The sequence below is a fragment of the Nonomuraea sp. NPDC046570 genome (assembly GCF_040645915.1).
Taxonomy (GTDB): domain Bacteria; phylum Actinomycetota; class Actinomycetes; order Streptosporangiales; family Streptosporangiaceae; genus Nonomuraea.
In genome coordinates this window covers 1-24,125 of sequence record NZ_JBEYZF010000013.1, presented here as the reverse complement: position 1 = coordinate 24,125, position 24,125 = coordinate 1, and the positions used below count along the sequence as shown (strand labels likewise).

Below are 24,125 nucleotides of genomic sequence, written 5' to 3'. Positions count from 1 at the left end.
GCCCACCCCAGACGCTCCAGGCCGCCACCCACAGGCTGAGCCGATCGCCGTCAAGGGGTTGGGTGTCGTTCCAGGTGGTCGTCGATCGGGCGGCGGTGGCGGGATCTTCGGGGGGCGGGTGGGGTGTTCCGGGTGCTGGTCAGGGCGGCGAGGGCGGTGGTGATGGGGACGGCGGCGATGAGGCCGAGGGTGCCGACGACGCTGCGGACGATCTCCTGGGCCAGTACGGGAGTGCCCAGGATCTCGCCGAGTCCCTGGTCGCCCACGCTGATCAGCAGCAGCAGGGGAAGCGAGGCCCCGGCGTACGCGAGGATGATCGTGTTGATCACCGAGGCGATGTGCGCCCGCCCGACCCGCGCCGCCGCCCGGTAGAGCTGCCTGAAGGTGTACCCGGGGTTGGCGTGCGCGAGTTCGGCCACGGTCACCGACTGGGTGACGGTCACGTCGTCGAGCACGCCGAGTGTCCCGATGAGGATGCTGGCCAGTAGCAGCCCCTGGGTGTTGATCCGGTAGCTGGTGTCCAGGTAGAAGGAGCTCTCGTCGGTGATCCCGTTGAGCTGTACGAGGTCGATGGCCAGGTAGGACAGCAGCCCGGTGAGCGCGAGGCTGGTCAGTGTCCCGATGATGGCCACGGAGGTGGTCACGGTGAACCCGTGGGTCAGGTACAGCACCGAGAGCATGATCCCGGCCGCCCCCACGATGGCCACCAGCAGCGGCGGCTGCCCGGCCAGGATCGCGGGGATGACGAACATCAGCAGCAGCACGAACGTGATGGCCAGCCCGACCAGCGCGGTCAGCCCCCGCCAGCGGCCGAACGCGATCACCGCCAGCGCGAACGCCGCCCCGGCCAGCCAGAGCGGCGAGGTCCGGTCGTGGTCGGAGATCCGGTACGGCGGCGCGTCGAGCGTCTCCTCCTCGGCGTAGATCAGCAGCACGTCGTCCCCGTCGGCGAACTTCTGCGCGCCGGGCCCGCTCGGCAGCCCGGTGACCACATGCCGTCCGGTGTGCGGGCCGCTGGTCAGCTGGACTTTGGCGTCGCCGCAGGTCTCAGGGTCGGGAGGGGGCTGCTCCCCGGCCGCGACCCCGTCCTCGGGCGGCGGGGTGGGGCACGGTTTCAGGGTGATGTGGGCGATCGTCCCGGTCAGCCGCTGTAGCCCGCCGGAGGGCTGGGGCGCGGGTTCGGGACTGGCGGGCCACATCCAGATCAGCGCCACGAGGGTGGCCACCGCGAGGGGGACGATCACCCCCAGGGTGGCCAGGACCGTGCGGCGCGGGCTGGGGGCGGCGGGGCCGTGCGTGTGTCCGGCTCCCATGTCAGCGGGGTCTCCTCATGGCATGCCGGATCTTACGCGCCCTCGCGGCTACCGGTAGCAGGTCGTCGAGCTGGTCCGCCTGTCTCCCGCATCCTGCATGATGGGAGGCACAGGCCACAGAGAGGACCGAGGTGCAGCACGAGAAGCCGACCGTCGTGGAGGTGACCTCCGCGCAGGCGGGCGGGGTGCGCGGGGCGATCGCCGGCAACCTGCGCGGTACCCGCCTGGCTCGTGGGCTGAGCGTGCGCGAGCTGGCCGAGCTGACCGGCGTGAGCAAGGCGCTCATCTCGCAGATCGAGCGCGGCGTGGCCAACCCGACGGTCGAGGTGCTGTCGCGGTTGTCGGCCTCGCTCGACCTGACCTTCGCCGACCTGACCCGCGTCCAGCCGTCGGGGCCCGAGGTGATCCGCAGGGGGGACGGGGTGCCGATGGTGGTGGGCGACACCACCGTGCGCACCCTGTTCGACGCCCCCGACCGGCGGCGCTTCGAGCTGACCGAGGGCGTGCTGCCGCCCGGCACCCGCAGCGCCAAGACCGCGCACGGCCGGGGCTCGGTCGAGCACGCCTACGTCGTCTCCGGTGAGGTCACCGTCGAGACGGGGAAGTGGTCGGTGACGCTGGCCGAGGGCGACGCGCTGCGTTTCGCGGCCGAGTGCGACCACGTCTACTCCACCGGCTCGGCCCCTTGCAGGGTGCTGACGCTGATCTCCTTCTCCGACGGCTGAGCCAGCCAGGCGTTCGAGCCGTCGGGCACGCTGGCCAGCAGCGCCCGCGTGTAGCCGTCGGCGGGCGCGTCGAGCACGCCGTCCACCGGGCCGCTCTCCACGCACTCGCCCGACCTGAGCACGTACACCCGGTCGGCGACCTGCCGGACCACGGCCAGGTCGTGGGTGATGAACAGCATCGCCATCGACAGCCGCTCCTTCAGCTCGGCGAGCAGGCCGAGCACCTGGGCCTGGACCGAGACGTCCAGCGCGGCCACCGGCTCGTCGCAGATCAGCAGCCTGGGCTCGCCGGTCACCGCGCGGGCGATCGCCACCCGCTGCCGCTCGCCGCCGGACAGGCCGGAGGGCCGCATGCCCGCCAGGCCGGCGTCCAGCCCGACCGACTCCAGCAGCCTGGCCACGTCCGCCTTGCCCGCCGGACGGCCATCGGCGCGCAGCGCCTCCTTGAGGGTGGCGCCGATGGTCCGGACCGGGCTGAGCGTCGAGTACGGATCCTGGAAGATCATCTGGGCGGTCTGCCGGGCCTGCCGTACAGCCTGGCGGGACATTCGCGTGTAGTCCGAGCAGTCGGCGCCGCCGAGCAGGATCGTCCCCGAGTCGGGCCGCTCCAGCCCCGCCACGCACCTGGCCAGCGTCGTCTTGCCCGACCCGGACTCGCCCACCACGGCCACCGCCTCACCCGGCGCGATGCTCAGGCTCACCCCCGCCAGCGCGGGCCGCCCGGCCCCGCCGAAGGACTTGCGCAGCTCCCGAACCTCCAGCACCGGCGCGGCCGACGCGGGCGCGGGCACCACGATCCCAGGCTCGGGCGCGGGCGGCGGCGGCAACTCCGCCGCCCGCAGACACGCCGAAAACCGCCCATCCTGTACGGCTAGCGCCAAACCAGAAGAATCGGCACCCAGCTCACGCGAGCCACCCGGGAACATGGCGCGCAACTCCGGCACACTCTCCCGACAGCCAGGCAGCACCAGCGCACACCGGTCGGCGAAGGCGCACCGGCCGGTGACCGCGTCGTGCGCCGGAACCGAGCCGGGCACGGCCGGAATCGACGCCAGCCGCCGATCGGCGGGAGGCTCCGCCGCCAGCAGCGCCCGCGTGTACGGATGGAACTGCTCCCGCCGCAGCTCGGCCGCCCGCCCGGTCTCCACGATCCGCCCCGCGTACATCACCACGATCCGGTCGCACATCGAGAACGCCAGCCGCAGATCATGCGTGATCAGCACGAACGCCATGTCCCGCTCGTGCTGGATCCGCCGGATGAGCGCCAGCACCTCCCGCTGCGTGGTGGCGTCCAGCGCGGTCGTCGGCTCGTCGGCCACCAGCACCTGCGGCCCGCCAGCCAGCGCGGCGGCCAACCCGACCCGCTGCCGCATGCCCCCGGAGAGCTGGAACGGGTAGCGTCCCGCCGTGTCCGCGGGCAGCCCCACCTCGGCCAGCAGCCTGGCCACCTCGCTCTTGGCATCCGCTCCGGACGGCAGCCCGTCGGCGATCTGCCTGCCCGCCTTGCGCAACGGGTTGAGCAGCGTGAACGGGTCCTGCATGAGCAGCGACACCACCCCGCCGCGCTGCCGCCGCCGGGCCGCCGGGTCGTCGTCCACCCGCGTACCCGCCACGCGCACCCGCCCGGACGCCTCCAGCCCCGGGGGCAGCAGCCCGAGCATCGCGCGCACGGTCAGCGACTTGCCGGACCCGGACTCGCCCACGATCGCCACCGACTCGCCCGGCGCGACCTCGAAACCCACCTCCGACAGCAGGGTGCGTCCGCTCGACGGCTGCCGTACCGCGAGATCTTCGACGAGGAGCATGTCAGCGTGCCCTTCCGCGTCTGTCGACGCTCTGCTGCAGCCAGTCGCCCACGAGGTTCAGCGCGGCCGCGGTGGCGATGATGGCGAGGCCGGGCGCGATGACGGCCCAGGGATTGGTCAGCAACTGGGTGCGATTGTCGGCCAGTGTCCGGCCCCAGTCGGGCGAGCCCACGGGCACGCCCAGGCCGAGGAACGACAGCGACGACAGCGAGACCAGCGCGAACGCGAAGTTGAGGAAGGCGCTGGCCAGCGCGACGGGGGCGATGTTCGGCCAGATGATCCCGGTCATGATCCGCCAGGCGGGCAGGTTCTTCAGCAGCGCCGCCTCGACGTAGGGGCGGTGGCGCTGCTCCAGTACGGCGCCGCGCACCACCCTGGCGTCGGTGGGCGCGAACAGCACCACGAGCACCGCGATGGCCAGGCCGTAGCCGCCGCCGAGGACGCCCGCGACCACGATGGCGACGAGCAGGGCGGGCAGCGAGAACATCAGGTCGGCCCAGCGCATGGCCAGCGAGTCCACCCAGCCGCCGAGGTACCCGGCAGGCAGGCCGACGAGGTTGCCGATCAGCATCGAGCCGGCGGCGACCGCGAGCGCGCCGGGCACCGCCGTACGGGCGCCTGCGACCAGCAGTTGCAGCACGTCGCGGCCCAGGTCGTCGGTGCCGAGCGGATGGCCGGGACCCGGTCCGGTGATGCCGGTCATCAGGTCCTGGTCGGTGGCGCCGGGCACCAGCCAAGGGGCGAACGCGGCGGCGACCGTCACCAGGGCGAGCACCGCGAGGGCGAGCGTGACCGTGAGCGGGGGTGTCTTCACGAGGTCCTCCCGCCGAGTCGTACCCGGGGGTCGACGGCCGAGTAGCCGAGGTCGACGAGCAGGTTGACGGCGGCGATGAGCAGGGTGAGCAGCAACGCGAGCGCCTGCACGACCGGCACGTCCTTGAAGGTGACCGAGTCGACCAGCAGCGACCCCAGGCCGGGCAGCGCGAACGTCACCTCGACCAGGACGGTCCCGACCAGCATGCCGGTCACGATCAGCCCGGTCGCGGTGAGGATCGGCACCAGCGAGTTGCGCATGGCGTACCAGAGGACGAGCGGGGCGCCCAGGCCGCGGGCCCTGGCGAACACGACGTAGTCCTGGTCGAGTTCGCGCACCAGCGCGGCCCTGGTGAACCTGATCAGCAGGCCCACCGCTCCGGCCGCGAGCGCGACCGCGGGCAGGGTGAGGTGCCAGAGGGTGTCGGCGAATCCCTCGCCCGCGCCGTAGCCGGGGAACCAGCCGAGGTCGCCGGTGAACACCACGAGCAGGAGCAGCCCGGCGGCGAACGGCGGGGCGCTGAGCCCCACCACACCGGCGGTCACCACCAGGCGGTCGGCGGTCCTGCCCTGGCGCAGCGCGCCGACGATGCCGAGCGGGATGCCGACCAGGGCGGCGAGCAGCGTGCCGTACCCGGTCAGGGCCAGGGTGAGGGACAGGCGGCCGCCGAGCATGCCGGAGACGGGCATCCCGGTCCTGATGGACACGCCGAGGTCGCCGCTGACGGCCCCGCCGAGCCACCGCAGGTACTGCACGGCCACCGGGTCGTTGAGGTGGTACCTGGCCTGGATCGCGGCGATGGTCTCCGGGGTGGCGGGGCGGGTGCCGAGCAGGGTCTGCTGGATCGAGCCCGGCGCGAGGTAGAGCAGGCCGAACACGCCGACGGACAGCAGGACCACGACGACGAAGGTGCCAGTGAGCCGGCGCAGCAGGAACGACGCCCATCCCCACCGCGCCATCAGAGCACCCCGTTCCGGACCAGCCAGGTGATCACGCGCTCGGCGGCGTCCCTGCGGTGCGCGTCCTCCATCAGTTCGTGTCCCTCACGAGGGTAGACGACCAGTTGGGTGTCCACTCCGGCCGTTGACCAGGCACGATAGAGCTGTTCGGCCTGTCCGGCCGGGGTCGTCCGGTCGAGTTCGCCGTGCAGGATCAGCGTCGGCGTCCCGGCGTCTGCGGCGTGGTAGACCGGCGATCTGGCGGCCAGGAACTCGCGTCCCTCGGCCGTGGCCGGGTCGGCGCCCGCGTGGTAGAGGGGGTCGAAGCCGCCGCCGAGGTTGCTGGCGGTGCAGAAGCTCAGCCAGTCGCTCACCCCCGACATCACCACGGCCGCCCTGAACCGGTCGGTCCTGGTCGTCGCCCACGCGGTCAGGTAGCCGCCGTAGCTCAGCCCCATGATCGCGAGCCGTCCCGGGTCGGCGATCCCGGCCTCGACGAGGTGCTCCACCCCGGCCAGCACGTCCCCGAGGTCGGCCTCGCCGACCTGGCCGATGACGCCTCTGGCGTACTCCTGGCCGCGCCCGCTGCTGCCGCGCGGGTTCGGCAGCAGCACGGCCGCGCCCGCGTGCACCAGCGGCAGCGCCACCTGGTCGGACTCGGCGGGCGCGAACGCGCTCGACCACAACCAGGTCGGCCCGCCATGCGCGATCACGACCAGCGGCTGCGGGCACACGTCCCCGTCACGATGCAGCAGCAGCCCACGCACTTCGAGCCCGCCGGGCCCAGTCCAGGAAACCTCCTCCTGCCGTACGGCCAGCGCCGCCAGTTCCGTGTTGAGCGCGCTGACCTGCCGCCAGCCGCCCTCGGCCAGCACCGCGACCGCCACCTCGGGCGGATGATCGGCCGTCTCCCACGAGGAGGCGGCCAGCGTGCCGGTCCGGTCGAGCGACAGCGAGGGCTGCGCACCCGGCCCGCCCAGCGCGCCCTGCCCGCTCCAGCGGTGCAGGACCCGGCCGTCGGCGTCCACGACGCCGCCGTGCACGCCGGTACCCGACCAGCCGGTGAACCACAGCGTCCGCTCGTCGAGCCAGCCGAGGTCGGTGACGTCGTCCAGCTCGCCCAGCCGTCTCACCTCGCCGGTGACCAGATCGGCGTACAGGATCACGCCCGAGACGATCGACAGCCCTTCGAGCACGACCGCGGCCCGCCCGCCTGGGGCCAGTTTGGGCCGGTTGAGCTGCCACCGCGTGGTGTACAGGGTCCTGATCTCGCCGGTGAGCGGGTCGACCAGGTCGAGGCGGGGGTGGTAGAAACCGGCCGCGGTCTCGTCGGCCGAGGTCACCGCCAGCACCCGCTTGTCGCGCCAGTCGGCGTCCCAGGCGGTCAGCCCGTCGAGCGGGATGGCCCGGGGCCGGGCGTCGCCGATCCTGGCCCAGGCCAGGCGCCGCAGCCGCCCGCCAGGGGTGCGGACGAACGGGTCGCTCGGGTCGTTGACCCGCAGCGCCAGGTGGCTGCCGTCGCGTTCGCTGCCGGGGTCGGCCAGCCGCAGCAGCACCGTCCCGTCCGCGTCGGGGACGAGGTCCTCGATCTCGCCGCCCGCGTGCGTCCGCCAGACGACGTCGAGGCCGTCGCGCAGCTCGACGTGATCCAGGTCGGACCCGCTGCCCGAGGCGAGCAGCAGCCGCCCGTCGGGCAGCCACCGGGTCAGCGCGTGCCACTCCCCGGGCCCGGCGGCGAGCGGTTCCGCCCGCCCATCGGCGAGGTCGAGCACGTGCGCGCGGGGTCCCGCACCCGCGAGAGGAAGGACGCAGGCGACCCGGTCCCCGTCAGGATGCAGGGACACCCACTCCGGTACCCGCATCCCCGCCAGCGCGTCGTGAACGTCGAGCGGCCTCATGAGCGGACGGTCACCTTCGCCGCCCACGGACCGACGAAGAAGTAGGGGCCGAAGTCGCCGGTGGTCACGCCGGGCCCGAAGGCGGTCGCCGCCTCACCCCACCACAGCGGCTGGTACGGCACGTCCGCCGCCGACCTGACCAGCGCCTCGCCGAGCAGCTTGCCCCGTGCCGCGTCGTCGGTGCCCGCCTTGGCGTCGTCCAGCAGCTTGGTCACCTCGGCGTTGTCGTACTCGGCGATGTTGGTGCCGTTCTTGCCGGCCGCGCCGCCGTGCAGGAGCTGCTGGATGTACTCCGACGGGTCGCCGGTCGTGGCGAAGTACCAGCCCACGGCGATGCCCCCGGAGTGGTTGCCGAGTTCGGCGATCCACTGCTCCAGCGGCACCTCCTTGACCTCCAGGTTGATCCCGATGGTCTTGAGGTTCTGCGCCAGGGTGAGTGCGGCGCGGCCGATCTGCGGGCCGCTGCTCGGGTAGGTGAGCACGTCGCTGAAGCCCTGCGGGGTGGCCGACTGGGCCAGCTCGGCCTTGGCCTTGGCGAGGTCGAAGCCGTACTGCGGGATGCTCGTGTACAGGCTCTGCACCTCGGCCTCGCCGAGCACCCCGCCCCACTGGACCGGATCGGGGATGCTGACGGCGACCTGGCCGTGGCCGCGCAGCACGCTCTTGACGATGCCTTCGCGGTCGATCGCGTGCGCGACCGCCTTGCGGACGTGGATGTCGTTCCAGGGCTTCTTCGAGGTGTTGAAGGCGAGTGTGACCAGCGAGCGGTCGGCGGCGGCGCGCACGTCCACGCCGCTGACGCCCTTCCACTGGTCGATCTGCTCGGCGGGCACGTTCAGCGCGACGTCGATCGATCCGCTCCGCATGGCCAGCAGCCGCGTCGACTCCTCCGGGATGAAGTCGAACTTGATCTGCCGGAACGGCGCCTTGCCGCCCCACCAGGCGTCGTTGCGCTCCAACGTCACGTGCGAGTCGGGGGCGAAGTCGACCACCTTGTACGGCCCGGTGCCGAGGATCTTGCCCGCCGGGGTGCCGATGTTCTCGCCGGTGCTCTCGATGAACTTCTTGCTCATCACCAGCAGCGTCCCGGGGGACGGCGTCCACGAGAAGGAGGCGTCCGGCTGCTTGAGCTTGATGGTGACCTCGTCGGCGCCGGTCGCCTCGACGCTGTCGACGTTGGCGTAGGCGTAGGCGAACGCGGTGGCGGAGCCCTTCTTCGCGTGCAGGTCGAGGCTGGCGACCACGTCCTCGGCGGTCAGCGCGCTGCCGTCGGAGAACGTCACGCCCGCGCGCAGCTTGTAGACGTAGGTCGTGTTGTCCTTCCTGGTCCAGGACTCGGCCAGGGACGGCTGGAGGCTGCCGTCCTGGCCCACGCCGACCAGCGCCTCCTGGCAGAGCAGGGCGACGACGTAGTTCATGATGCCCGCCTCCTTGCTCGCATCCAGCGAGCTGATGGAGGAGGGCAGCGCGACCCTGAGCACGTCGGCGGTCCTGGTCGCGCCCGGCTTGGGCGCCTCGTCGGAGGAGCAGGCGGACAGGGTGCCGGAGAAGGCGATCAGCGCTCCGGCGACGGCCGTGGAGCGTAGGAAGGAACGCCGGGCAATAGGGGCATCGGCCACCGTGGGACCTACTTTCTTGCGACCGGTTAGCCCGCCCCACCTGCAACGTCTACCGGTAATATCCAAGTGGCACATGAGAGTATTCGCTGGGTTGGGCGACGGTCAAACCCACCTTTCGGATGGGAAACACATGATTACTGTCTATAGCGCCCCCTGGTGCGGCCACTGCCAGCGCCTCAAAGGCCAGCTCAGCAGGGCCGACATCCCCTACACCGAGATCGACGTGGACCAGACCCCCGGCGCGGTCGAACTCATCAGCGAACTGAACGGCGGCTCCTGGCTCATCCCCACGGTCGTCTTTCCGGACGGCGGGGCACTGGTGAACCCCAGCGTGCAGGAGGTTCAGGCGCGTCTAGGGTGTTGATATCCCTAAAGGGGGGATTTTTGACATGACGAAACAGGATTCAGGGGGCGTCATGATCGTGGTCGGAGTCGATGGTTCGCGCACGGGGCTGGAAGCCGCAGGCTGGGCGGCCCGGGAGGCGCACCTGCGGGGCAGCACGCTGCGCGTGGTCCATGCCATGGCGGCCTGGGCCAGCGAGCCCGTCGAATCCGGCCGCCTGGCCGAGGTGGGCCGCTGGATGCGCGAAGGCGGCACCACCGTCCTGGCCGCCGGCGTCGACCGGGCCCGCCACGAGGCGCCCGACCTCGCCGTCGACTCCGCCCTACTGCCCGGCGACCCGCGCGAGGCGCTGATCGTCGCCGCGCGGGAGGCGGAACTCCTGGTCGTCGGCAACCACGGGCTCGGCGGATTCCGCGGCCTGCTGCTGGGCTCCGTGGCGTACGGCGTCGCGAGCCACGCCCCCTCGCACGTCGCCGTCGTACGCGAACAACCGGCCCTGCTCAAGGGCGAGGTGGTGGTCGGGGTGGATGGCTCCCCCGCGAGCGCCGGAGTCATTGAACTCGCCGTCGCCGAGGCCGAACTGCGCGGAGCCGCCCTGCGCGTCGTCCACGCCTGGACGCTCCTCCCGCCCGGCGGCCCCGCCTCCGACGTGGGCGTGGTCCTCAAGGAGGCGGTGGCGGTCGTACGGGAACGCCACCCCGGGCTCAAGGTCGTGGAGGAAGCCGTACAGGGGCATCCGGTCGAGGTGCTCAGGCAGGCCTCTGAGGGGGCCGACCTGCTGGTCGTCGGCTCGCGGGGGAGAGGCGGCCTGACCGGGATGCTCCTCGGCTCGGTCAGCCACGCCATGCTCCAGTACGCGACCTGCCCCCTGATCGTCGCCCGCACCTGAGCCTTGCCGCCTGCCCGGGGACGCCATCGAAACCCCCTACCTCGCACCCCGTGATTCCAGGCTGGTCAAGACACGTCTTGACTGGATTCCAGGCCGGTCAGGAGTCTGTCGAGACCGGCCTTGATGCGATCGGGCCCCAGCTCTTCCAGCCGGTAAGCCACCAGGTTGGCGGCCAGCGGAGCGAGCAGCGCATCGGCCAGGAAGACGGCGTCCCCCTCCTGTCCCCGTGCCTGGGTGATCAAGGTCGTCAGGTGGTGATGATAGGCGTCGTAGGCACCGCCGAAGCGGGCGAACGGAGTCGCGGTCTCGGCCATCAGCAACAGGTCGAGCTGGGCGACGGTACGGTCGGCCAACGCGTGCAGAAACGCCCGGACGCGGGCCGCCGGTGGCGCTCCGGGGCCGAGAGGGGCCGGCCCGTCGATGAACGCCGCCTGAAACTCCCGCTCCCGCTGGTCGATCAACGCATAGGCGAGACCGGAACGGTCACCGAACCGCCTGTACAGCGTGCCGACGCCTACCCCAGAGGCAGCGGCCACCTCAGCCATCGTGAGGGCGTCAATACCTCGACTCGCGATGATCTCCGCAGCGGCAGCCAGAATCTTCGCCCGGTTCCGCGCGGCATCAGCCCGCTCCCCCCGCCCCTGACCAGCTCGAACCAGCGACTCCCGCCCCTCCATCACCCACCAACCCTATCCAAGCAACCCTCCCTTCCCCTTCCGTCCCGCACCTCCCTCCGTCCGGCCCCTCCGAGCTTCACGCCACACCTCCGCGCTTCGCGCCACACCCTTGCGCCCCACACCCCCGCACCCACGCCCCCGCACCTTCTGCGCCTCCGAGGCTCCCATCTTGCGAAGCGGAGCGCATTCCGTTTAGATTAACCGGAACGCATTCCGTTAATGGAGGTCGACATGGGACAGCTCACCGGCAAAGTCGCGCTGGTCACCGGCGGCAGTCGCGGCATCGGGGCCGCGATCGCCAGGGAACTCGCGGGCGCGGGCGCCGACGTGGCGATCACGTACGCCACCGCGAAGGACCACGCGCAGTCAGTGGTCGAGGCGATCGAAGCGGCAGGCGGTCGCGCGCTCGCCGTACAGGCGGAGGCCACGGACGCGGACGCGCTCCGGGCTGTAGTGGAAGGCACGGTCTCGGCGCTCAGCCGGATCGACATCCTGGTCAACAACGCGGGCATCGCCGTGTACGGCCCCCTGGAGGAGGTCACGCTGGAGGAGGTCGATCGCACGCTCGCCATCCACGCCCGCGCGTCCTTCCTCCTGGCCCAGGCCGCCGTCCGGCACATGACGGAAGGGGGCAGAATCATCAACATCGGGAGCAGCCTGGCCGAGCGCGTGCCGTACCCGGGCTGGACCCTCTACGCGATGAGCAAGTCGGCCCTGATCGGCCTCACCAAGGGCCTGGCCCGAGACCTCGGCCCACTCGGCATCACCGCCAACCTGGTCCACCCGGGCTCCACCGACACCGACATGAACCCGGCCGCCGCCCCCGAAGCCGACGAGGAACGCCGCTACACGGCCCTGAACCGCTACTGCGCCCCTGCGGACATCGCCGCCACCGTCCTCCACTTGGCCGGCCCGACCGGGCGCAACATCACTGGGGCGGCCATCACGGTGGACGCCGGTACCACCGCCTAGGGACAAGGCAGGCTAAGTGCTTTCAGAAGATCAGCACATCAGGCAATTTTCAATCGATACAGAAATGACTCTTGGTGAGCGATGGAATGCCGCATTGTCGACAAAAGACTTTAATTGGCCATATGGCTTGTTCTGTGGACATTGAAGCGATAATGCCGAGTCGCGTGGGCGGGGCGAGTGGCACTCCTGGCGTTCTGCCTGCTTGAGATGGATCAGTGGTCGCCTGCGTCTGTGCGGTGCCAGGGCAGGACGATCGGTTCGCGTGGGATGCCGTCGCTCAGCAGGCGCCTCACGAGTGTGGCCAGGTGGAGAGGGATGACGCGTTCGTTGGTGGTGTCGAGGTCGGGGAGGGGCCACCAGTGGTGGGTGTCCAGGAGGGAGAGTTCGAAGTCCTCCATGCCGGAGATGTCGATGTCGAAGGCGGGTACGCGGAGGAGGAAGAACGAGTCGTCGGCGCGGAACAGGGTGCCGTCGCTGTGGCGCCACAGGCCGGAGCTGAAGGCGACGACCGGTCCGAAGGCGTCCGGGGCGGCCTCGTACCCGGTCTCCTCGCGTAGTTCCCGGGAAGCGGCGACGCTCAGCGCCTCGCCGTTCTGGACGCCGCCGCCCGGGGTGAACCAGGCGTAGTCGGGGTTCTTCGTCGGGCTGAGGCCGCGATACAGCAAGATCCGCTCTTGATCGTCGACGAGCAGGACGCGAGCGGAGGGACGAGGAGTGGCATCGGGCATAGCGGCGAGCATAGATCGCATTCCCCCAAGCTTGCCGATCAAGGAAGTAACCGTCGGAGGCGCCCGATGGTTCGGATCAAGGGGGTGCTCGATGGCTCGGATCATGGGAGTATCCGTCGGAGGTGCTCGATGGCGTGGAGGATGTCGCCGCGGTGGTGGGCGGACTGTATCCAGGCCGGGAGGCGTTCGGCCATGCTGCTCGGGGTGCCGGGTGGGCGGTCTCGTTCTCTGAGGCGGGCGCGGACGAAGTCGTCGAGGAGGTCCAGGTGGCGCTCGCCGTACGCCCAGAGCAGATGGCCGGCGCAGGGTCTCCGCAACCACAGCGGTAGCCCGAAGTACGGGTCGCGGCCGTCGTCGTGGCGGGTGATCCGATCCGAAGCCCAGTCCCGCGTGTGGCCGCAGGCCGGGCAGATCAGTCGGTGCGCGACGAAGGGCCCGGGGCGCGGTTCGCCGGGAGTGACGACGACCTTGGCGAGGCGGTCGCAGACCGGGCAGCGGACCAGGACATCATCGTTCAGCAGGTCGAGCCAGGTGGTGCCCGGATCGCGAAAGCGGCTGCTCATCCCGCAGTGTGACATCATCCGGGGCTTCCAGGGCGTACGGCTCGGCAAGCACAGCGTCGCCTGCATGACCAAGCACTACCCGGCGGCGGCCCGCAGAAGGACGGCGAGGACCCGCACTTCCCGTTCGGGTACGGGCTGAGCTACTAATCGATCCAGCCGTCGAGGCCGGTCAGGAAGTCCTCGAACAGGTGGCGGTGGATGGTGTGCTCGGCGCCCTTGACGACGCGTACCTCGAAGCCCTTGGCCGCGAGCTCCTCGGCGTACTCGGGGGAGACGAGGAAGCTCGGGTCGGCGAGCTGGACCAGCGAGGGCACGACCGGTTCGGGGGTGTGGTCGGAGCCGACGATCTCGCTCAGGGACAGCGCGGTGCGCGGGTCCCATAGTTCGAGCATCTCGACCTCGACCGCGTTCTCCTCCGCGGACCAGCCCGGGTGCATCGCCGCCACCTGCTCGACCGTCGCCTCCTTGAACTGCGCCATCAGGTCGGTCATCGGCGTGCCGCCCTCCAGGCGCGGCAGCCGGAAGGCCGGATCCGAGTAGATCGCCCGCCCCGGCCTCAGCCGCTCGACCGCCACGGCCAGCGTCAGCCCGCCGAGCGAGTGGCCGATGGCCAGCTCGGGTGCGGCGGGCACGGACTCCAGCACCGAGGCGGCGAAGAGCTCCGGCGAGTACGCCTCGGCGCGCGCCGACCGCCCATGCCCCGGAAGATCCACGGCGACGACGCGGTACCCCAGCGAGGCGAGGTGCGGCCCGACCCGCCACCAGCACCGGGAGTCGGCCATGATGCCGTGGATCAGCACGGCGACCTTGCCCGTCTGCGGACCCCACTCGCGGATGTGCAACTGCATGCGACTCACTCCACTGATCGATTATACGTATAAGCAGTTGATAACATGCGACGACAGGTCCAGACAAGAGAGCGGGAATCAATGTGAAGCCGCCGACCAGTGTCGATGTCGCGCGCGCGGCAGGGGTCTCCCAGGCGACGGTCTCCTACGTGCTCAACGACAGCCCCGGTGCGCGAGTCGGCGACGAGACCCGCGAACGCGTCAAGGAGGCCGCCGCCCGCCTCGGCTACGTCCCGCACGCCAGCGCCCGAGCCCTGCGCACCGGCCACAGCGGCCTGGTCCTGCTCCCGCTCTCCCAGGCCAGAACCGGCAGACTGGCCCAGAACCTGCTCGACGCGATGGAAGAAGCCCTGCGCGAGCGCGGCTACACCCTCGTCCAGTACGGCGAACGCCGCCTGAAGGGCGCCGCCGCCGCCAGGTCCTGGGCCGAACTCCGGCCGGTCGCCGTGCTCGCCGAAGTGGACAGGCTCACCAGACCGGCCGTCGACCTGCTCAAATCCTCCGGCGTGAAGGCCGTCATCGGGCTCAGCGCCGAACGCCCTTCGCCCCTCGTCCCGGTCCTGATGTACGACCACGAGGCCCTCGGCGCGTGCGCGGCCGAGCACCTGGTGTCGCGGGGCCGTACCCGGCTGGCCGCCGTCGTGCCGCGCGAGCGGGGCATCGACCGGATGGGCGTCGGCCGGTGGCGCGGCGTGTGCCGGGTGGCGCCCGGCGCGGAGCGGATCGACCTGGCCTTCTCCGAGGAGGAGGCGGCGCGCTTCGCCAGTCGCACCGACCTGCCCGACGGCCTGTTCGCCTACAACGACGAGTACGCGATGCTCGTCATCAGCGCGCTGCATGACGCCGGGGTACGGGTGCCCGAGGACATCGCCGTCGTCGGGGCCGACGACCTGGTCATCGCCGGGCTGATGCGGCCCAGGCTGACCAGCGTGCGCGCCGACTCGACCACGACGCCCGGCGAGCTGATCGCCATGATCGACGAGATCGTCCGGGGGGAGCGCGCGGCCGGGCCCGGGGTCGTGCTGAGCGGCTACGTACCGCGCGTGGTGGTCAGGGAGACCGCGTAGATCACAAATTGGACATGGTCCCTTGCCGGTTTCCGGAGGGGCGCATAGCCTCCAGATCAATCGATGGTGATACGTATCATCAGATTGTTTCGGAGGTCTCTCATGGCCCAAACCCCCGCGGTCGCCGTCGGACCCAGACTCGGCCCCCTCTACCTGACGCTGCCGCTCGCCAACGTCGCCGTCATGTTCCTGTGGATGACCGTGGGCGCCTTCGTCCTGCCCGTCCACGTACAGCGGATCACCGGCACCAACGACGTAGCCGCGCTCGGCCTGGCCAACTCCATCGGCCCGCTCATGGCCACCCTCGCCAACCCGATCTTCGGCCAGATCTCCGACCGGACCCGCTCCCGGTACGGGCGGCGGTCACCGTGGATCCTCGGATGCGTACTGATCGGGGCGGTCGCACTTCTGGCGCAGGCCGGGGTGGGCAGTGTGCTCATGCTGGGCATCAGCTGGGCCGTCGTACAGACCATCATGAACGGCTACCAGGCGGCGATGACAGCCATCCTGCCCGACCGGGTACCAGCCGACAGGTACGGCACCTTCTCCGGACTCTTCGGCCTGGGCACACCGCTCGCGATCATCACCTCGTCGATCATGTTCATCGTCTTTCCGCAGCTCGCGCAGGGGGGTGCGTACTACGTCGTCATCGCGGTACTGCTGGTCGCCGCGCTGCTCCTCGTGTTCGCCTCGCCGGACCGGTCGTCGGTGGATCTGCCGCGGCAGCCGTTCCACCTGGGGGAGTTCCTCGCCGGGTTCTGGCGTCCGCTGAAGACCCACGACTTCCGGTGGGCCTTCGTCTCGCGCTTCGGCGTGATGCTCGGCTACTTCGTCATCTTCACGTTCAACCTGTTCCTGCTTGAGGACTTCATCAAGATCCCGAAGGATCAGGTGATCGCGAAGATGGGCCTGCTGATGCTCGTCGGGCAGGTGGCGACCTTACTCGCGGTGCTGGTCGTGGGGCCGCTTTCGGATCGGATCGGCAGGTTCAAGCTGTTCGTGCTGATCGCCGGGCTCGCGTCCGCGGTCAGCCTGGGCATACCGCTGCTCATGCCGACCTTCGGCGGCATGGTGATCTACAACGTGGTGCACGGGATCGCGTTCGGCATCTTCATGGCGGTGGACATGGCACTGGTGACCAAGGTGCTGCCGAACCCCGAGGAGGTCGGCAAGGACATGGGCGTCATCAACATCGCCAACGCCGGCCCCCAGATCGTCGCCCCCTCGATCGCGGCCCTGGTGGTCACCCTGGGCGGCTACCCGACACTGTTCGCGGTAGGCATCGCGATCTCCCTACTCGGAGTAACCGGAGTCCTCAAAATCAGAGGCGTCCGCTAACCACCCCACCGCGCACGCAACTCCTCAATGATCCGCCGCGCAGCTTCCTCAAGCTCGTCCTCGTACTTCCCGCGACCATTCGGCCTGTTGTTCGGCAAATGCCCGTAGCTCTTCGCGCATCAGCCGTTACAATCGGAGTCCCCGTTTGCCGGAAGATACTGAGGCCATGACCGGCACCCGTTTCACCGTTGACGACGCGATCGCCCTTGCGGCCGAGGCTCACCAGGGGCAGGTGGACAAGGCCGGCCGGCCGTACATCGAGCACCCGCTTCGTGTGATGGGCAGGGTCTCGGGCGAGTACGCGCGGATGGCGGCGGTCCTCCATGACGTACTCGAGGACACCGATCTCACGGTGGCCGAGCTCAGGGCGGCCGGTTGTCCTGAGCGGGTGATCGCGGCCGTTCAGGCACTGACGAAACACTCTGGAGAACCGCTGGCGGCGAGTATGGCCCGCGCGGCCGGCAACCCCATCGCTATGGTCGTCAAGCGTGCCGACATCGCCGACAACAGTGACCCGGCCCGCCTCGGAATGCTGGACGAACCGACGGCCGCCCGGCTGCGAAGGAAGTACGGCGACAGCCTCCGCCTCCTGGACGAGTACCAGCCTGAACGTCCGACTTCGTGACAGTCGCGGGCTCTGGCACGCTGGAACACCCGTACAGCGTCTGGTGCGAAGAGATAGTTTTCTGACGGAACCGACCCCGCGTCGACTGGAGAGGAGCGGCACACTCCTCGCCGACCTGAGGAGCACACGATGAGGACCCACTTCGACCCGGAAGAGGCCGAAGAGTTCGAAGCGGCCAAGGACCTGCTGATTCGCCGCTGCCTGACCTGGGCCGACGAGCAGGGCGTACGAGCCGAAGAGGTGATGCTCTCGGCGGCACTGGACTCGCGGCACCGCAGCCTTGACGGGCGGCTGGCGTACTGGGATCGCACACAGGTGCGACGCTTCCTCCTGGAATGGGCTCCCCGGTACGTCGTGGCCAACCAGGACATCCTCCGCGCCGCGCCCGAAACCCTGCGGACGCTGCTGCGCTACCTGGCCGCCTCAGGACTGCGCGACCCTCGCGGCGCCACCCTCGCGGAACTCGAAAAGGCCGTGGCGGAGGCGGAGACGGACTACCCCGCCGCGCTGGCGGACCCGCTCCGGCAGGGCCTCGGAAAGTTCTGGGCGCAGACCGCGCTCGGCCAGGGCGTCGACCTCACCAGCCCCAAAGCGCTGGCCAAGTTCCAGCGAGACGTCGACGCCGGGCGGATCCCGTACGACGCCGAGCTGGTCAACCAACTGGTGATGGCCCAGTTCACCGCCCCCGGACCCGACGAGGAACGAGCCTTCTCACAACCTCCGCTGATCCTTCCGCCCCCGGCGGAGCTCGCCGAGGCGGCGTCCAGAAGCGAGACGGTCCGGCGACTCGCCGTACTCGCCGACTGGGTCGGAGCCGACGGCCGCCCGCTCACCACAGCCGGAAACCTGCGACTGGCCGACGCCCGTGAACTGGCCGCACTGCTCGGCACCGGCGAACAGGAACTCAAGGCACGCAGCTCGACCGAACTACGCCAGGTACACCTCCTGCTCACCTGGGCGAAAAAGGCACGTCTAATACGGCTGAGCAAGGGACGCCTGTTCCGCACCGCCAAGGCCGTACCACTGCTGCGGGACCCCGAGGCCCTGTGGCGCCGCGCCTTCGAGACGTACTTCGACCTGGGCTTGACGATCGGCGCGCCCGCCTCGTCGTGGATCGAAGTCTCGATGCTCGCCGAAATGTTCGAGGAAGTGCTGCCCGACGCGCTGAACAGCGTGTACGGCATGCCGAGCCCCATGCCCATGGCCCGCCTGCAGGAGAGCGTATGGCTGGCCTGCCTCGAGTACTTCCCGTTCGACCTCGACGAGGACGACCTCCAGCAGCAGCACTGGCGGCAGGAAGTCGACCAGGACCTGGTCACGGCGTTCGAGATCCTGGCCGACCTCGGCGCCGTGGAGCTGAGCCACGGCCTGGCGGACGAGCTGTACTCCAGCGACCTCGACGACGAGGAACAGCCGCTGCCCCCCGAAGCCTGCGCCCGCCTCCTCCCACTCCTGGCCGAACCGGGCCAGCTGGTACACCTGACTCCCCTGGGCCTGCGCGCCGTACGGGAACGGATGCTCGCTGAGGGCCGAGACGTCCCCCTGGTCGGCGAACTGGCCGACGCCCAACCAGCCGAACTGCTCGGCGTACTCGCCCAGCACTACACCCCCGAGACCGGCACCGCCGAACTCGAAGGCTGGCTGGCAACCCATGGGGAGGACTTCGGGATGCTGCTGGACGCGGTACGGGCCAGCCCGTTCCGGACGCGAGCGGCGGCCATGCTCAACATCCTGGCGCAGTCGCGCGCCGACGGCGGCCAGGCGATGCTCCTCGGACTCCGTCACGATCCGGCACTGGGCCCCCTCGCCGTGACCGCCCTTCTCGACGACGGAACGCTGGCCCCCCGCGACCTCACCGCCGACGAACAACTGCTCCTGATGGCCGAAGGACTCCTGGCCCTCCTGGAACTCGGCGGCCCGGAGGACGTCATCGAGCAGGTCACCGCGATGACCGGCAAGGACGCCCTCCACCTGATCGAACAGGTCCTGAACTCCGGCCATCCCGCCGAGGTGCCCATGGCGGAACTGCGCACCCTGGTAGCCGAACCACTGCGATCCCGCACCCACCGCCTTCGCCGCGTACCCACCCCGGCACCCGGCTCCCGAGGCCGCCGCAACAAGAGACGCAAGCCCTGAAGCCGGTGACCAGCTGATCCAACCGTGGCCCACCGCTCTCGATGGTCGTGGGCCACGGTTCTGGATTCCGCGATCGGCGAGTCCGCTATGCCGTCCGATCAGGGCTTCCACTGCATGATCCGCTGAAAGAGTTCAGCCTGCTCGATGGCGTCGTCCAGGGCATTGTGAGTGTGCGGCCGCGCGGACAGCAGATGGCGCGGCATCCTCCGCTTCGTTGCCCCGGTGATGGGCGCCCCCGCCTTCGCGGCGTACAGCGTCTTCACATCTAGACACCGCGAATGCCCAAACGGCGAACCCTTCTCCGCGTATCGCACGAAATACCAGTACATCCACATCCAGTCGAACCCCAGCGGATAGGCCACGAACACCGGCGAAGCCCCTTGGGCCTGACCCGTGATCCACTTGACCGCCGCATTCATCGCCCGCTCAGGCTCCTGACCTTCGCGCGCCAGCCGCCCCCGATCCAGCCCACTCACCGCAAGCGCCTCAGGCACGAACTCCTCACTGATCGGCCGTAACTCCGCATAGAACGTATTCTCCGCAGGATCAACCGCCGTGAACGCACTCCCGTCATGCCCCCCAGCAACCGCCAACCCAAAACTCAACATCGAGTACGGCCCCGGCACAGGCCCATCGGCCTCCACATCAACCGAAAAGTACAGATCCTTCATGCGACAGGCCTCCCGCCGACCGGCCGAGGCGCCTGATCGGTGATCATGTATCCAACCTCCTCCGCCGCCCGCAGAACCTGCCGCCGCAACTCCTCCACCTGATCAACGGACAGCAGCTCCCCTTCACAGGTCAGCCTGATCATCCAGTCGTCATCCGCCCACCGCTACAGAGTGAAGGGCGAGGAACGGGCCGAGACTGGGCTGGTCCAGCCCGTTCCTGTCCTACACCGCACTGCGGAATCGTTCGTAGCGCTCTTCAAGAAGGTCGTGGTCTGGGCGATCAGCGCGCCGTCGAGGAAGCGTGAGGGAGAGGTCGTGCATCGCTTGGAGCCCGTGCTTGAGCATCGGCCCGTCGACCTCCTCCAAGATGTCCTCACGTACCTCGATGACGTAGTCAGGGCGGATGCCGAGGATGTTCTGATCGTACGCCGCGTGATGGATCTTGCAGAGAGCCAAGCCGTTGGAGATGGCCGGAACACCGCGAGCGTCGCGGTCAGGGATGATGTGGGCAGCGTCCAGTAGAGCACGGTGCCGCAGGTGACACATTGCGCAACTACTCTCATACGCCTGGATCACTCGTTGACGGAATACCGGCTGATGCAGGCGCTGTCGGGTGATCCGCTCGGAGTAGCGGCGTTCGATCAGGCTTACGGGGCCCTCCGTCAGAAGATGCCGCTGGGCCTCGTCGAGTGCGACGGCCACCTGGGACTGTTCTGCCTCGATGGCAACGATCCATACCGGGAAGAATGGTAGATATAGGCCCTGCTTGATGCCGAAGAACCACATCAGCGGAACTTTGTGCTCGAAGGCGACCCTCAATCCGACATTGGTGTAATGCTGGGGATTGCCCTGGAACTTGTACCGTAGTAGGCCGTCATCGCCTACGGCGTCCTCGTAGGGCGCGCGGGCACCGTCAGAGGTGTAGGTCGTCAGGATCGACAGGGCGGCAGTCATCCCCTGCGGTTTCCTGATTCCGAGCTGGTTATCGATCAACGGGAATGCCCGACCCTCGAACTTGAAGTCGAGCAACTCGCCACGTCGGATAACGGGATTCTCGGGCGTGCAACGTTGTCGAAGCCAGGCCATGCCCGCTGTTCGTATGCGGCTGTCCAGGTCGCCACCCAGCGGCATGATCATAACCCGTGGTTCTACACCCGCCGCTGGTGGTTCCGCTAGTGGTCGGTGGTGGGGTTCATCCCGAACTCGTGGGTGGGAGGGCCCTCACCGGCGGATACTCGGTGAGGGCCTTCGCGTCAGGGCGTCGGATGTCCAAATGGATAGGAGTCCCGCCAGAACGGCATTTCGATTTCCCAGATCCGCCTGAACGCCTCCCCGCCGTTCAGGATCAGCGACGGCTGGTCGGACACCGCCCAGTAGTCGTCCTCGATCCGGACGGCGACTACAGACGACTTGTCGCTGTAGACGTAGCTCGATGTGATCGTGAGCACGATGTCTCCAGATAGCAGTGGGAAGCCGGGTTCAGAGGGCGGTGAGTGCCTGGATAGCGATAACAGTCAGGGCGATCACCGTGATCACGGCGAGGACGGTCAGTAGGCGCGTGACGAACTGCTCGCGCGCCTGGTCGTGGCGGTGCATGGCTACTCCATTCGTTGCCTGGCAGGGTGACGGAACGATCCGCTCGCCGGAGTGGCCCGGATGGCTTAGGTGGCCCTGCCCGTCCGGGCAGGGCCAGGGCTGGCCGGCGGGCTGGACGAGGTGGACCCGCGTGCCCCGAGGTACGGTCCGGGGCCACCGCCTGGGCCCGGCCGACGCTGCGCTGCTACAGCGGCCAGGCTGATCACGGGGTTGGCCAGTGGTCGGCCGCGTTGGAGTGGATCAAAATGACCTGCTCGGCCAGAGCGTCCGCGAGGAACTGCCCGGAGTCCTTTTCGACGTGCTGAAGGATCCCCGCTCGCTGTGATTGCTCGGTGTCCTTGGCCCGACGGGCGGCGTTCCACTGTTCCGCGCCCCGGAGGCCGGTGGTGTGGCAGTAGATCTGCCACCCGGAGTAGGTGGTGCGGAGCATGTCGAGGAGGTCGAGTGGCTGAGCACTGGGGGACCAGTTGCTCATGCCGTTGCTGCTCTCGGCTGTGGCACGCGCAGCTCTGCCCACTGGATGTGCCCGCCGGGCCCACAGCTGCTGCCGAAGCTGAGGGTGATGGAAGACACCTCGGCCAGTTCGACCCCATCGAACTGGCCCAGGCCCGCGGGGTCGCGCACCTCGATGAGTAGGCCAAATTCGCTGATTTCGATGCGGACGTTGATATGCCCGCCAGCGGGGGTGCGGCTCACTGCGCAGGAGACAAGGTTTCGGGCGAGCGTCTCTGCCTGGTCGGCCACCTCGGGTCGCTCAGCCAGTGCTATGCCGCGTGCCCACACGGCCGCTGCCGCGGGGCTGTCCCTTCTCGGAGACAAGGACTGTTCGTACATGGGGCCGCCTAAGTTGTAGGCACAGGTGGCAGGTGATAGCGCTAGCTTGCAAGCTGCCGGTACAGCCTGTCAAGCTATCTGGCGTGACCGATGACCGCCCGCTCTATCTCCGTATCGTTGATGATCTCCGCCGGAAGATCGCGAGAGGCGAGTTGCCTCCTGGCGCCCGACTTCCATCACGGCCGGAGATCATGCGGGACTACGGGGTCTCCAACACGGTGGCGCTCCGGGTTGGGCAGGTGCTCGTCGCTGAGGGACTCGCCGAGGCCCGCTCAGGATCCGGTACGTACGTCCGCAAGCATCCGCAGTCGCGCACCTTGACTCGGTTGTTCGCGCTCAGGCTCGACTCTCCGGGGTCGCCCTTCGGCGCTGAGATGGAAAATCAGGGACGCCGTGCCGCCTGGTCGTACGAGTCGCGCACGGCCGTGGCGCCCGAGCATATCCGCGAGCGCCTGCAACTTGGTGAGGCCGGGCAGGAGGAGGACGTTGTCCGCACCGACTATGTGTTCACTGCGGATGACGAGCCCACCGAGCTATCGGCTTCCTGGGAGCCCTTGGCTATCACCCGCGGCACGCCCGTCGTCCTGCCGGAGGACGGGCCGAGGGTCGGCGTAATTGACCGCATGATGTCCATCGGCATCGTGGTTGACGGATGCACAGAGAAGGTCAGAGCGCGGCTCGGCACCAGCGAGGAATGTGCAGCGTTGCGAGTGGGCCCGGGCAGCATCATGCTGGCGATCGCCCGCACCTACTACTCGGCGGGCCGTCCGGTCGAGACCGCCGACATTGTGCTCACTGCGGAACGCCATGAGCTTTTGTACGGCGAACGAGTACGCGAGCGGATCGCTAACGCCGAGTAGGCATAGTGGTAGGTGAGGGCCTGGAAGTCGAGGCCGCTGAGCGGGCCCTTGACATCTTCGAGCAGGCAGGGGGCCATATGTCCGCCCCTTGCCGCAGCAGCCCGGCCTTGGCCGAGGCCAGCCTCTTCTCTCCGAGCGCGCAAAAGCACAGGTGCGTGCCGTCAGCCTTGAGCGGGAGTACACCGCCGCCGCCCTCACCGAGTGAGGGCACTTGCCGAACAGGTCGTCGGTCTGCAAACCGCTCTGGAGGCCAGCCATGCTCAAGCAGACCTCGATGGAGCTGTTCGCCCAGGCGGAGGCGACGCTTGGCGCGGTCAGCAAGCAGGTCTAGGAGCAGCTCGCCCTGATAGTCCAGCAGCTACGGGAAGTTCGCCACCACCGTTGAGCAGCGGGATGTGCACGGCGCTTCTGCCCGCCCCACACCACCTGTCCGTCAGGCCCTTGTGCAGCTTGCCTGGTCATCGGATATGGAGACGGTCGTGGATCGACCTTCCCTTCGTGTTCTTGTGTGTGCACGATTGACGGTGGGGTGAATGTTGGTGGCAAGAGGGTCGCGCGAGGTGCCCGTTTTCCCTGCGTTTGCACGCCCATGTGAGGTGGGTGGCGGTAGCATCCGCAAAGCGGATTCATAGCGGGATTGGTGGGATTGTGATGTCTGAAACGGTCAACCTTCGCATGAGTGGAGATTTTGCCGAACAGGAGATCCGGTCGCTCTACGACTGGCTGATGAGGGACCTCGACGCTCTTGACTATATGGACGTGCGCTTGCAGTGAGCCTTTTCCATCCCTGGTGGCGGATGGCTGGTCACAACATGATCGCGGGTCCGGCTTTCCCCTCATGACGTAGCAGAGCTCCTGGTAGACGG

At 69.1% G+C, this 24,125-nt stretch carries 25 protein-coding genes; 10 read left to right on the top strand and 15 right to left on the bottom strand.

The features are described 5' to 3' along the window. Nucleotides 1-50: 50 nt before the first annotated feature. A complete protein-coding gene (locus ABZ911_RS21695; RefSeq protein WP_358058430.1) occupies nt 51-1,313 on the bottom strand; it encodes a YibE/F family protein in 1,263 nt (420 codons plus the stop codon). A 131-nt stretch (nt 1,314-1,444) separates the two neighbouring features. On the opposite strand from ABZ911_RS21695, the gene ABZ911_RS21690 reads away from it, so the two are divergent. Beyond that, on the top strand, nt 1,445-2,038 hold the full coding sequence (locus tag ABZ911_RS21690) for an XRE family transcriptional regulator (protein WP_358058427.1): 594 nt from the start codon (nt 1,445-1,447) through the stop codon (nt 2,036-2,038). On the opposite strand, the gene ABZ911_RS21685 is transcribed toward ABZ911_RS21690, so the two are convergent. The 5 genes from ABZ911_RS21685 to ABZ911_RS21665 are packed head-to-tail and all read right to left on the bottom strand — an operon-like array spanning nt 1,978 to nt 9,112. Beyond that, nucleotides 1,978-3,843, bottom strand: coding sequence for an ABC transporter ATP-binding protein (locus ABZ911_RS21685; protein ID WP_358058424.1), 1,866 nt, complete (start codon nt 3,841-3,843; stop codon nt 1,978-1,980). The genes ABZ911_RS21690 and ABZ911_RS21685 overlap by 61 nt on opposite strands. Before the next feature lies 1 nt (nt 3,844). Beyond that, a complete protein-coding gene (locus tag ABZ911_RS21680; RefSeq protein WP_358058421.1) occupies nt 3,845-4,657 on the bottom strand; it encodes an ABC transporter permease in 813 nt (270 codons plus the stop codon). Then, nucleotides 4,654-5,616 (bottom strand): ABC transporter permease, encoded by a 963-nt coding sequence (locus ABZ911_RS21675; protein ID WP_358058418.1) that lies wholly within the window; start codon nt 5,614-5,616, stop codon nt 4,654-4,656. The genes ABZ911_RS21680 and ABZ911_RS21675 overlap by 4 nt, the downstream gene beginning before the upstream one ends. After that, the gene (locus ABZ911_RS21670) at nt 5,616-7,493 is read right to left on the bottom strand and encodes a S9 family peptidase (protein WP_358058415.1); all 1,878 of its coding nucleotides are present in this window, start codon (nt 7,491-7,493) and stop codon (nt 5,616-5,618) included. The genes ABZ911_RS21675 and ABZ911_RS21670 overlap by 1 nt, the downstream gene beginning before the upstream one ends. Continuing rightward, the gene (locus ABZ911_RS21665) at nt 7,490-9,112 is read right to left on the bottom strand and encodes an ABC transporter substrate-binding protein (protein ID WP_358058412.1); all 1,623 of its coding nucleotides are present in this window, start codon (nt 9,110-9,112) and stop codon (nt 7,490-7,492) included. The genes ABZ911_RS21670 and ABZ911_RS21665 overlap by 4 nt, the downstream gene beginning before the upstream one ends. A 130-nt stretch (nt 9,113-9,242) precedes the next feature. Between ABZ911_RS21665 and ABZ911_RS21660 the strand changes: the two genes are divergently transcribed. Both ABZ911_RS21660 and ABZ911_RS21655 read left to right on the top strand, forming a co-directional pair. Further along, complete coding sequence (locus ABZ911_RS21660; protein ID WP_358058409.1) at nt 9,243-9,476, top strand: glutaredoxin domain-containing protein; 234 nt, start codon at nt 9,243-9,245, stop codon at nt 9,474-9,476. Nucleotides 9,477-9,501: 25 nt separating this feature from the next. Next, nucleotides 9,502-10,344, top strand: a complete 843-nt coding sequence (locus tag ABZ911_RS21655) for a universal stress protein (protein ID WP_358058406.1) — start codon at nt 9,502-9,504, stop codon at nt 10,342-10,344. 65 nt (nt 10,345-10,409) lie between these two features. Here the strand turns inward: ABZ911_RS21655 and ABZ911_RS21650 are convergent, their stop codons facing one another. Then, the gene (locus ABZ911_RS21650) at nt 10,410-11,021 is read right to left on the bottom strand and encodes a helix-turn-helix domain-containing protein (protein WP_358058847.1); all 612 of its coding nucleotides are present in this window, start codon (nt 11,019-11,021) and stop codon (nt 10,410-10,412) included. Between the two features lie 231 nt (nt 11,022-11,252). Between ABZ911_RS21650 and ABZ911_RS21645 the strand changes: the two genes are divergently transcribed. Next, nucleotides 11,253-11,993: an SDR family oxidoreductase gene (locus tag ABZ911_RS21645; RefSeq protein ID WP_358058403.1), complete on the top strand. Its 741-nt coding sequence runs from the start codon at nt 11,253-11,255 to the stop codon at nt 11,991-11,993. Nucleotides 11,994-12,205: 212 nt separating this feature from the next. Here the strand turns inward: ABZ911_RS21645 and ABZ911_RS21640 are convergent, their stop codons facing one another. The 3 genes from ABZ911_RS21640 to ABZ911_RS21630 form a co-directional block, all read right to left on the bottom strand. Further along, a complete protein-coding gene (locus ABZ911_RS21640; RefSeq protein ID WP_358058400.1) occupies nt 12,206-12,721 on the bottom strand; it encodes an NUDIX domain-containing protein in 516 nt (171 codons plus the stop codon). 101 nt (nt 12,722-12,822) lie between these two features. After that, nucleotides 12,823-13,284 carry a hypothetical protein gene (locus ABZ911_RS21635; RefSeq protein WP_358058397.1) on the bottom strand — a complete coding sequence of 154 codons (462 nt, stop codon included), beginning with the start codon at nt 13,282-13,284 and terminating at the stop codon, nt 12,823-12,825. Between the two features lie 143 nt (nt 13,285-13,427). Further along, nucleotides 13,428-14,132, bottom strand: coding sequence for an alpha/beta fold hydrolase (locus ABZ911_RS21630; RefSeq protein ID WP_358058395.1), 705 nt, complete (start codon nt 14,130-14,132; stop codon nt 13,428-13,430). An 83-nt stretch (nt 14,133-14,215) separates the two neighbouring features. Between ABZ911_RS21630 and ABZ911_RS21625 the strand changes: the two genes are divergently transcribed. From ABZ911_RS21625 to ABZ911_RS21610, 4 genes are all read left to right on the top strand, one after another. After that, nucleotides 14,216-15,199 carry a LacI family DNA-binding transcriptional regulator gene (locus ABZ911_RS21625; protein ID WP_358058392.1) on the top strand — a complete coding sequence of 328 codons (984 nt, stop codon included), beginning with the start codon at nt 14,216-14,218 and terminating at the stop codon, nt 15,197-15,199. A gap of 102 nt (nt 15,200-15,301) precedes the next feature. Further along, a complete protein-coding gene (locus ABZ911_RS21620) occupies nt 15,302-16,537 on the top strand; it encodes an MFS transporter (RefSeq protein WP_358058389.1) in 1,236 nt (411 codons plus the stop codon). Nucleotides 16,538-16,703: 166 nt separating this feature from the next. After that, a complete protein-coding gene (locus tag ABZ911_RS21615) occupies nt 16,704-17,162 on the top strand; it encodes an HD domain-containing protein (protein ID WP_358058386.1) in 459 nt (152 codons plus the stop codon). A 129-nt stretch (nt 17,163-17,291) separates the two neighbouring features. Continuing rightward, nucleotides 17,292-19,298: a hypothetical protein gene (locus ABZ911_RS21610; RefSeq protein ID WP_358058383.1), complete on the top strand. Its 2,007-nt coding sequence runs from the start codon at nt 17,292-17,294 to the stop codon at nt 19,296-19,298. Nucleotides 19,299-19,396: 98 nt separating this feature from the next. Here ABZ911_RS21610 and ABZ911_RS21605 read toward each other — a convergent pair whose 3' ends face one another. The 5 genes from ABZ911_RS21605 to ABZ911_RS21585 all read right to left on the bottom strand — a co-directional run bounded on the left by ABZ911_RS21605 (nt 19,397) and on the right by ABZ911_RS21585 (nt 22,309). Then, on the bottom strand, nt 19,397-19,969 hold the full coding sequence (locus ABZ911_RS21605) for an exonuclease (RefSeq protein ID WP_358058380.1): 573 nt from the start codon (nt 19,967-19,969) through the stop codon (nt 19,397-19,399). 222 nt (nt 19,970-20,191) lie between these two features. Continuing rightward, nucleotides 20,192-21,106, bottom strand: a complete 915-nt coding sequence (locus tag ABZ911_RS21600; protein WP_358058377.1) for an HNH endonuclease — start codon at nt 21,104-21,106, stop codon at nt 20,192-20,194. A 116-nt stretch (nt 21,107-21,222) separates the two neighbouring features. Beyond that, on the bottom strand, nt 21,223-21,417 hold the full coding sequence (locus ABZ911_RS21595; RefSeq protein WP_358058374.1) for a hypothetical protein: 195 nt from the start codon (nt 21,415-21,417) through the stop codon (nt 21,223-21,225). 350 nt (nt 21,418-21,767) lie between these two features. Continuing rightward, the gene (locus tag ABZ911_RS21590; RefSeq protein ID WP_358058371.1) at nt 21,768-22,040 is read right to left on the bottom strand and encodes a hypothetical protein; all 273 of its coding nucleotides are present in this window, start codon (nt 22,038-22,040) and stop codon (nt 21,768-21,770) included. After that, on the bottom strand, nt 22,037-22,309 hold the full coding sequence (locus ABZ911_RS21585; protein ID WP_358058369.1) for an ATP-binding protein: 273 nt from the start codon (nt 22,307-22,309) through the stop codon (nt 22,037-22,039). Before ABZ911_RS21585 ends, ABZ911_RS21590 begins: the two co-directional genes overlap by 4 nt. Nucleotides 22,310-22,482: 173 nt before the next feature. Here ABZ911_RS21585 and ABZ911_RS21580 point away from each other — a divergent pair, with 173 nt between their 5' ends. Together ABZ911_RS21580 and ABZ911_RS21575 are read left to right on the top strand one after the other, a co-directional pair. Then, entirely contained in the window at nt 22,483-23,259 is a 777-nt protein-coding gene (locus ABZ911_RS21580) for a GntR family transcriptional regulator (protein WP_358058367.1), read from the top strand. Between the two features lie 651 nt (nt 23,260-23,910). Then, entirely contained in the window at nt 23,911-24,033 is a 123-nt protein-coding gene (locus tag ABZ911_RS21575) for a hypothetical protein (RefSeq protein WP_358058364.1), read from the top strand. The last annotated feature ends 92 nt before the right edge of the window (nt 24,034-24,125 follow it).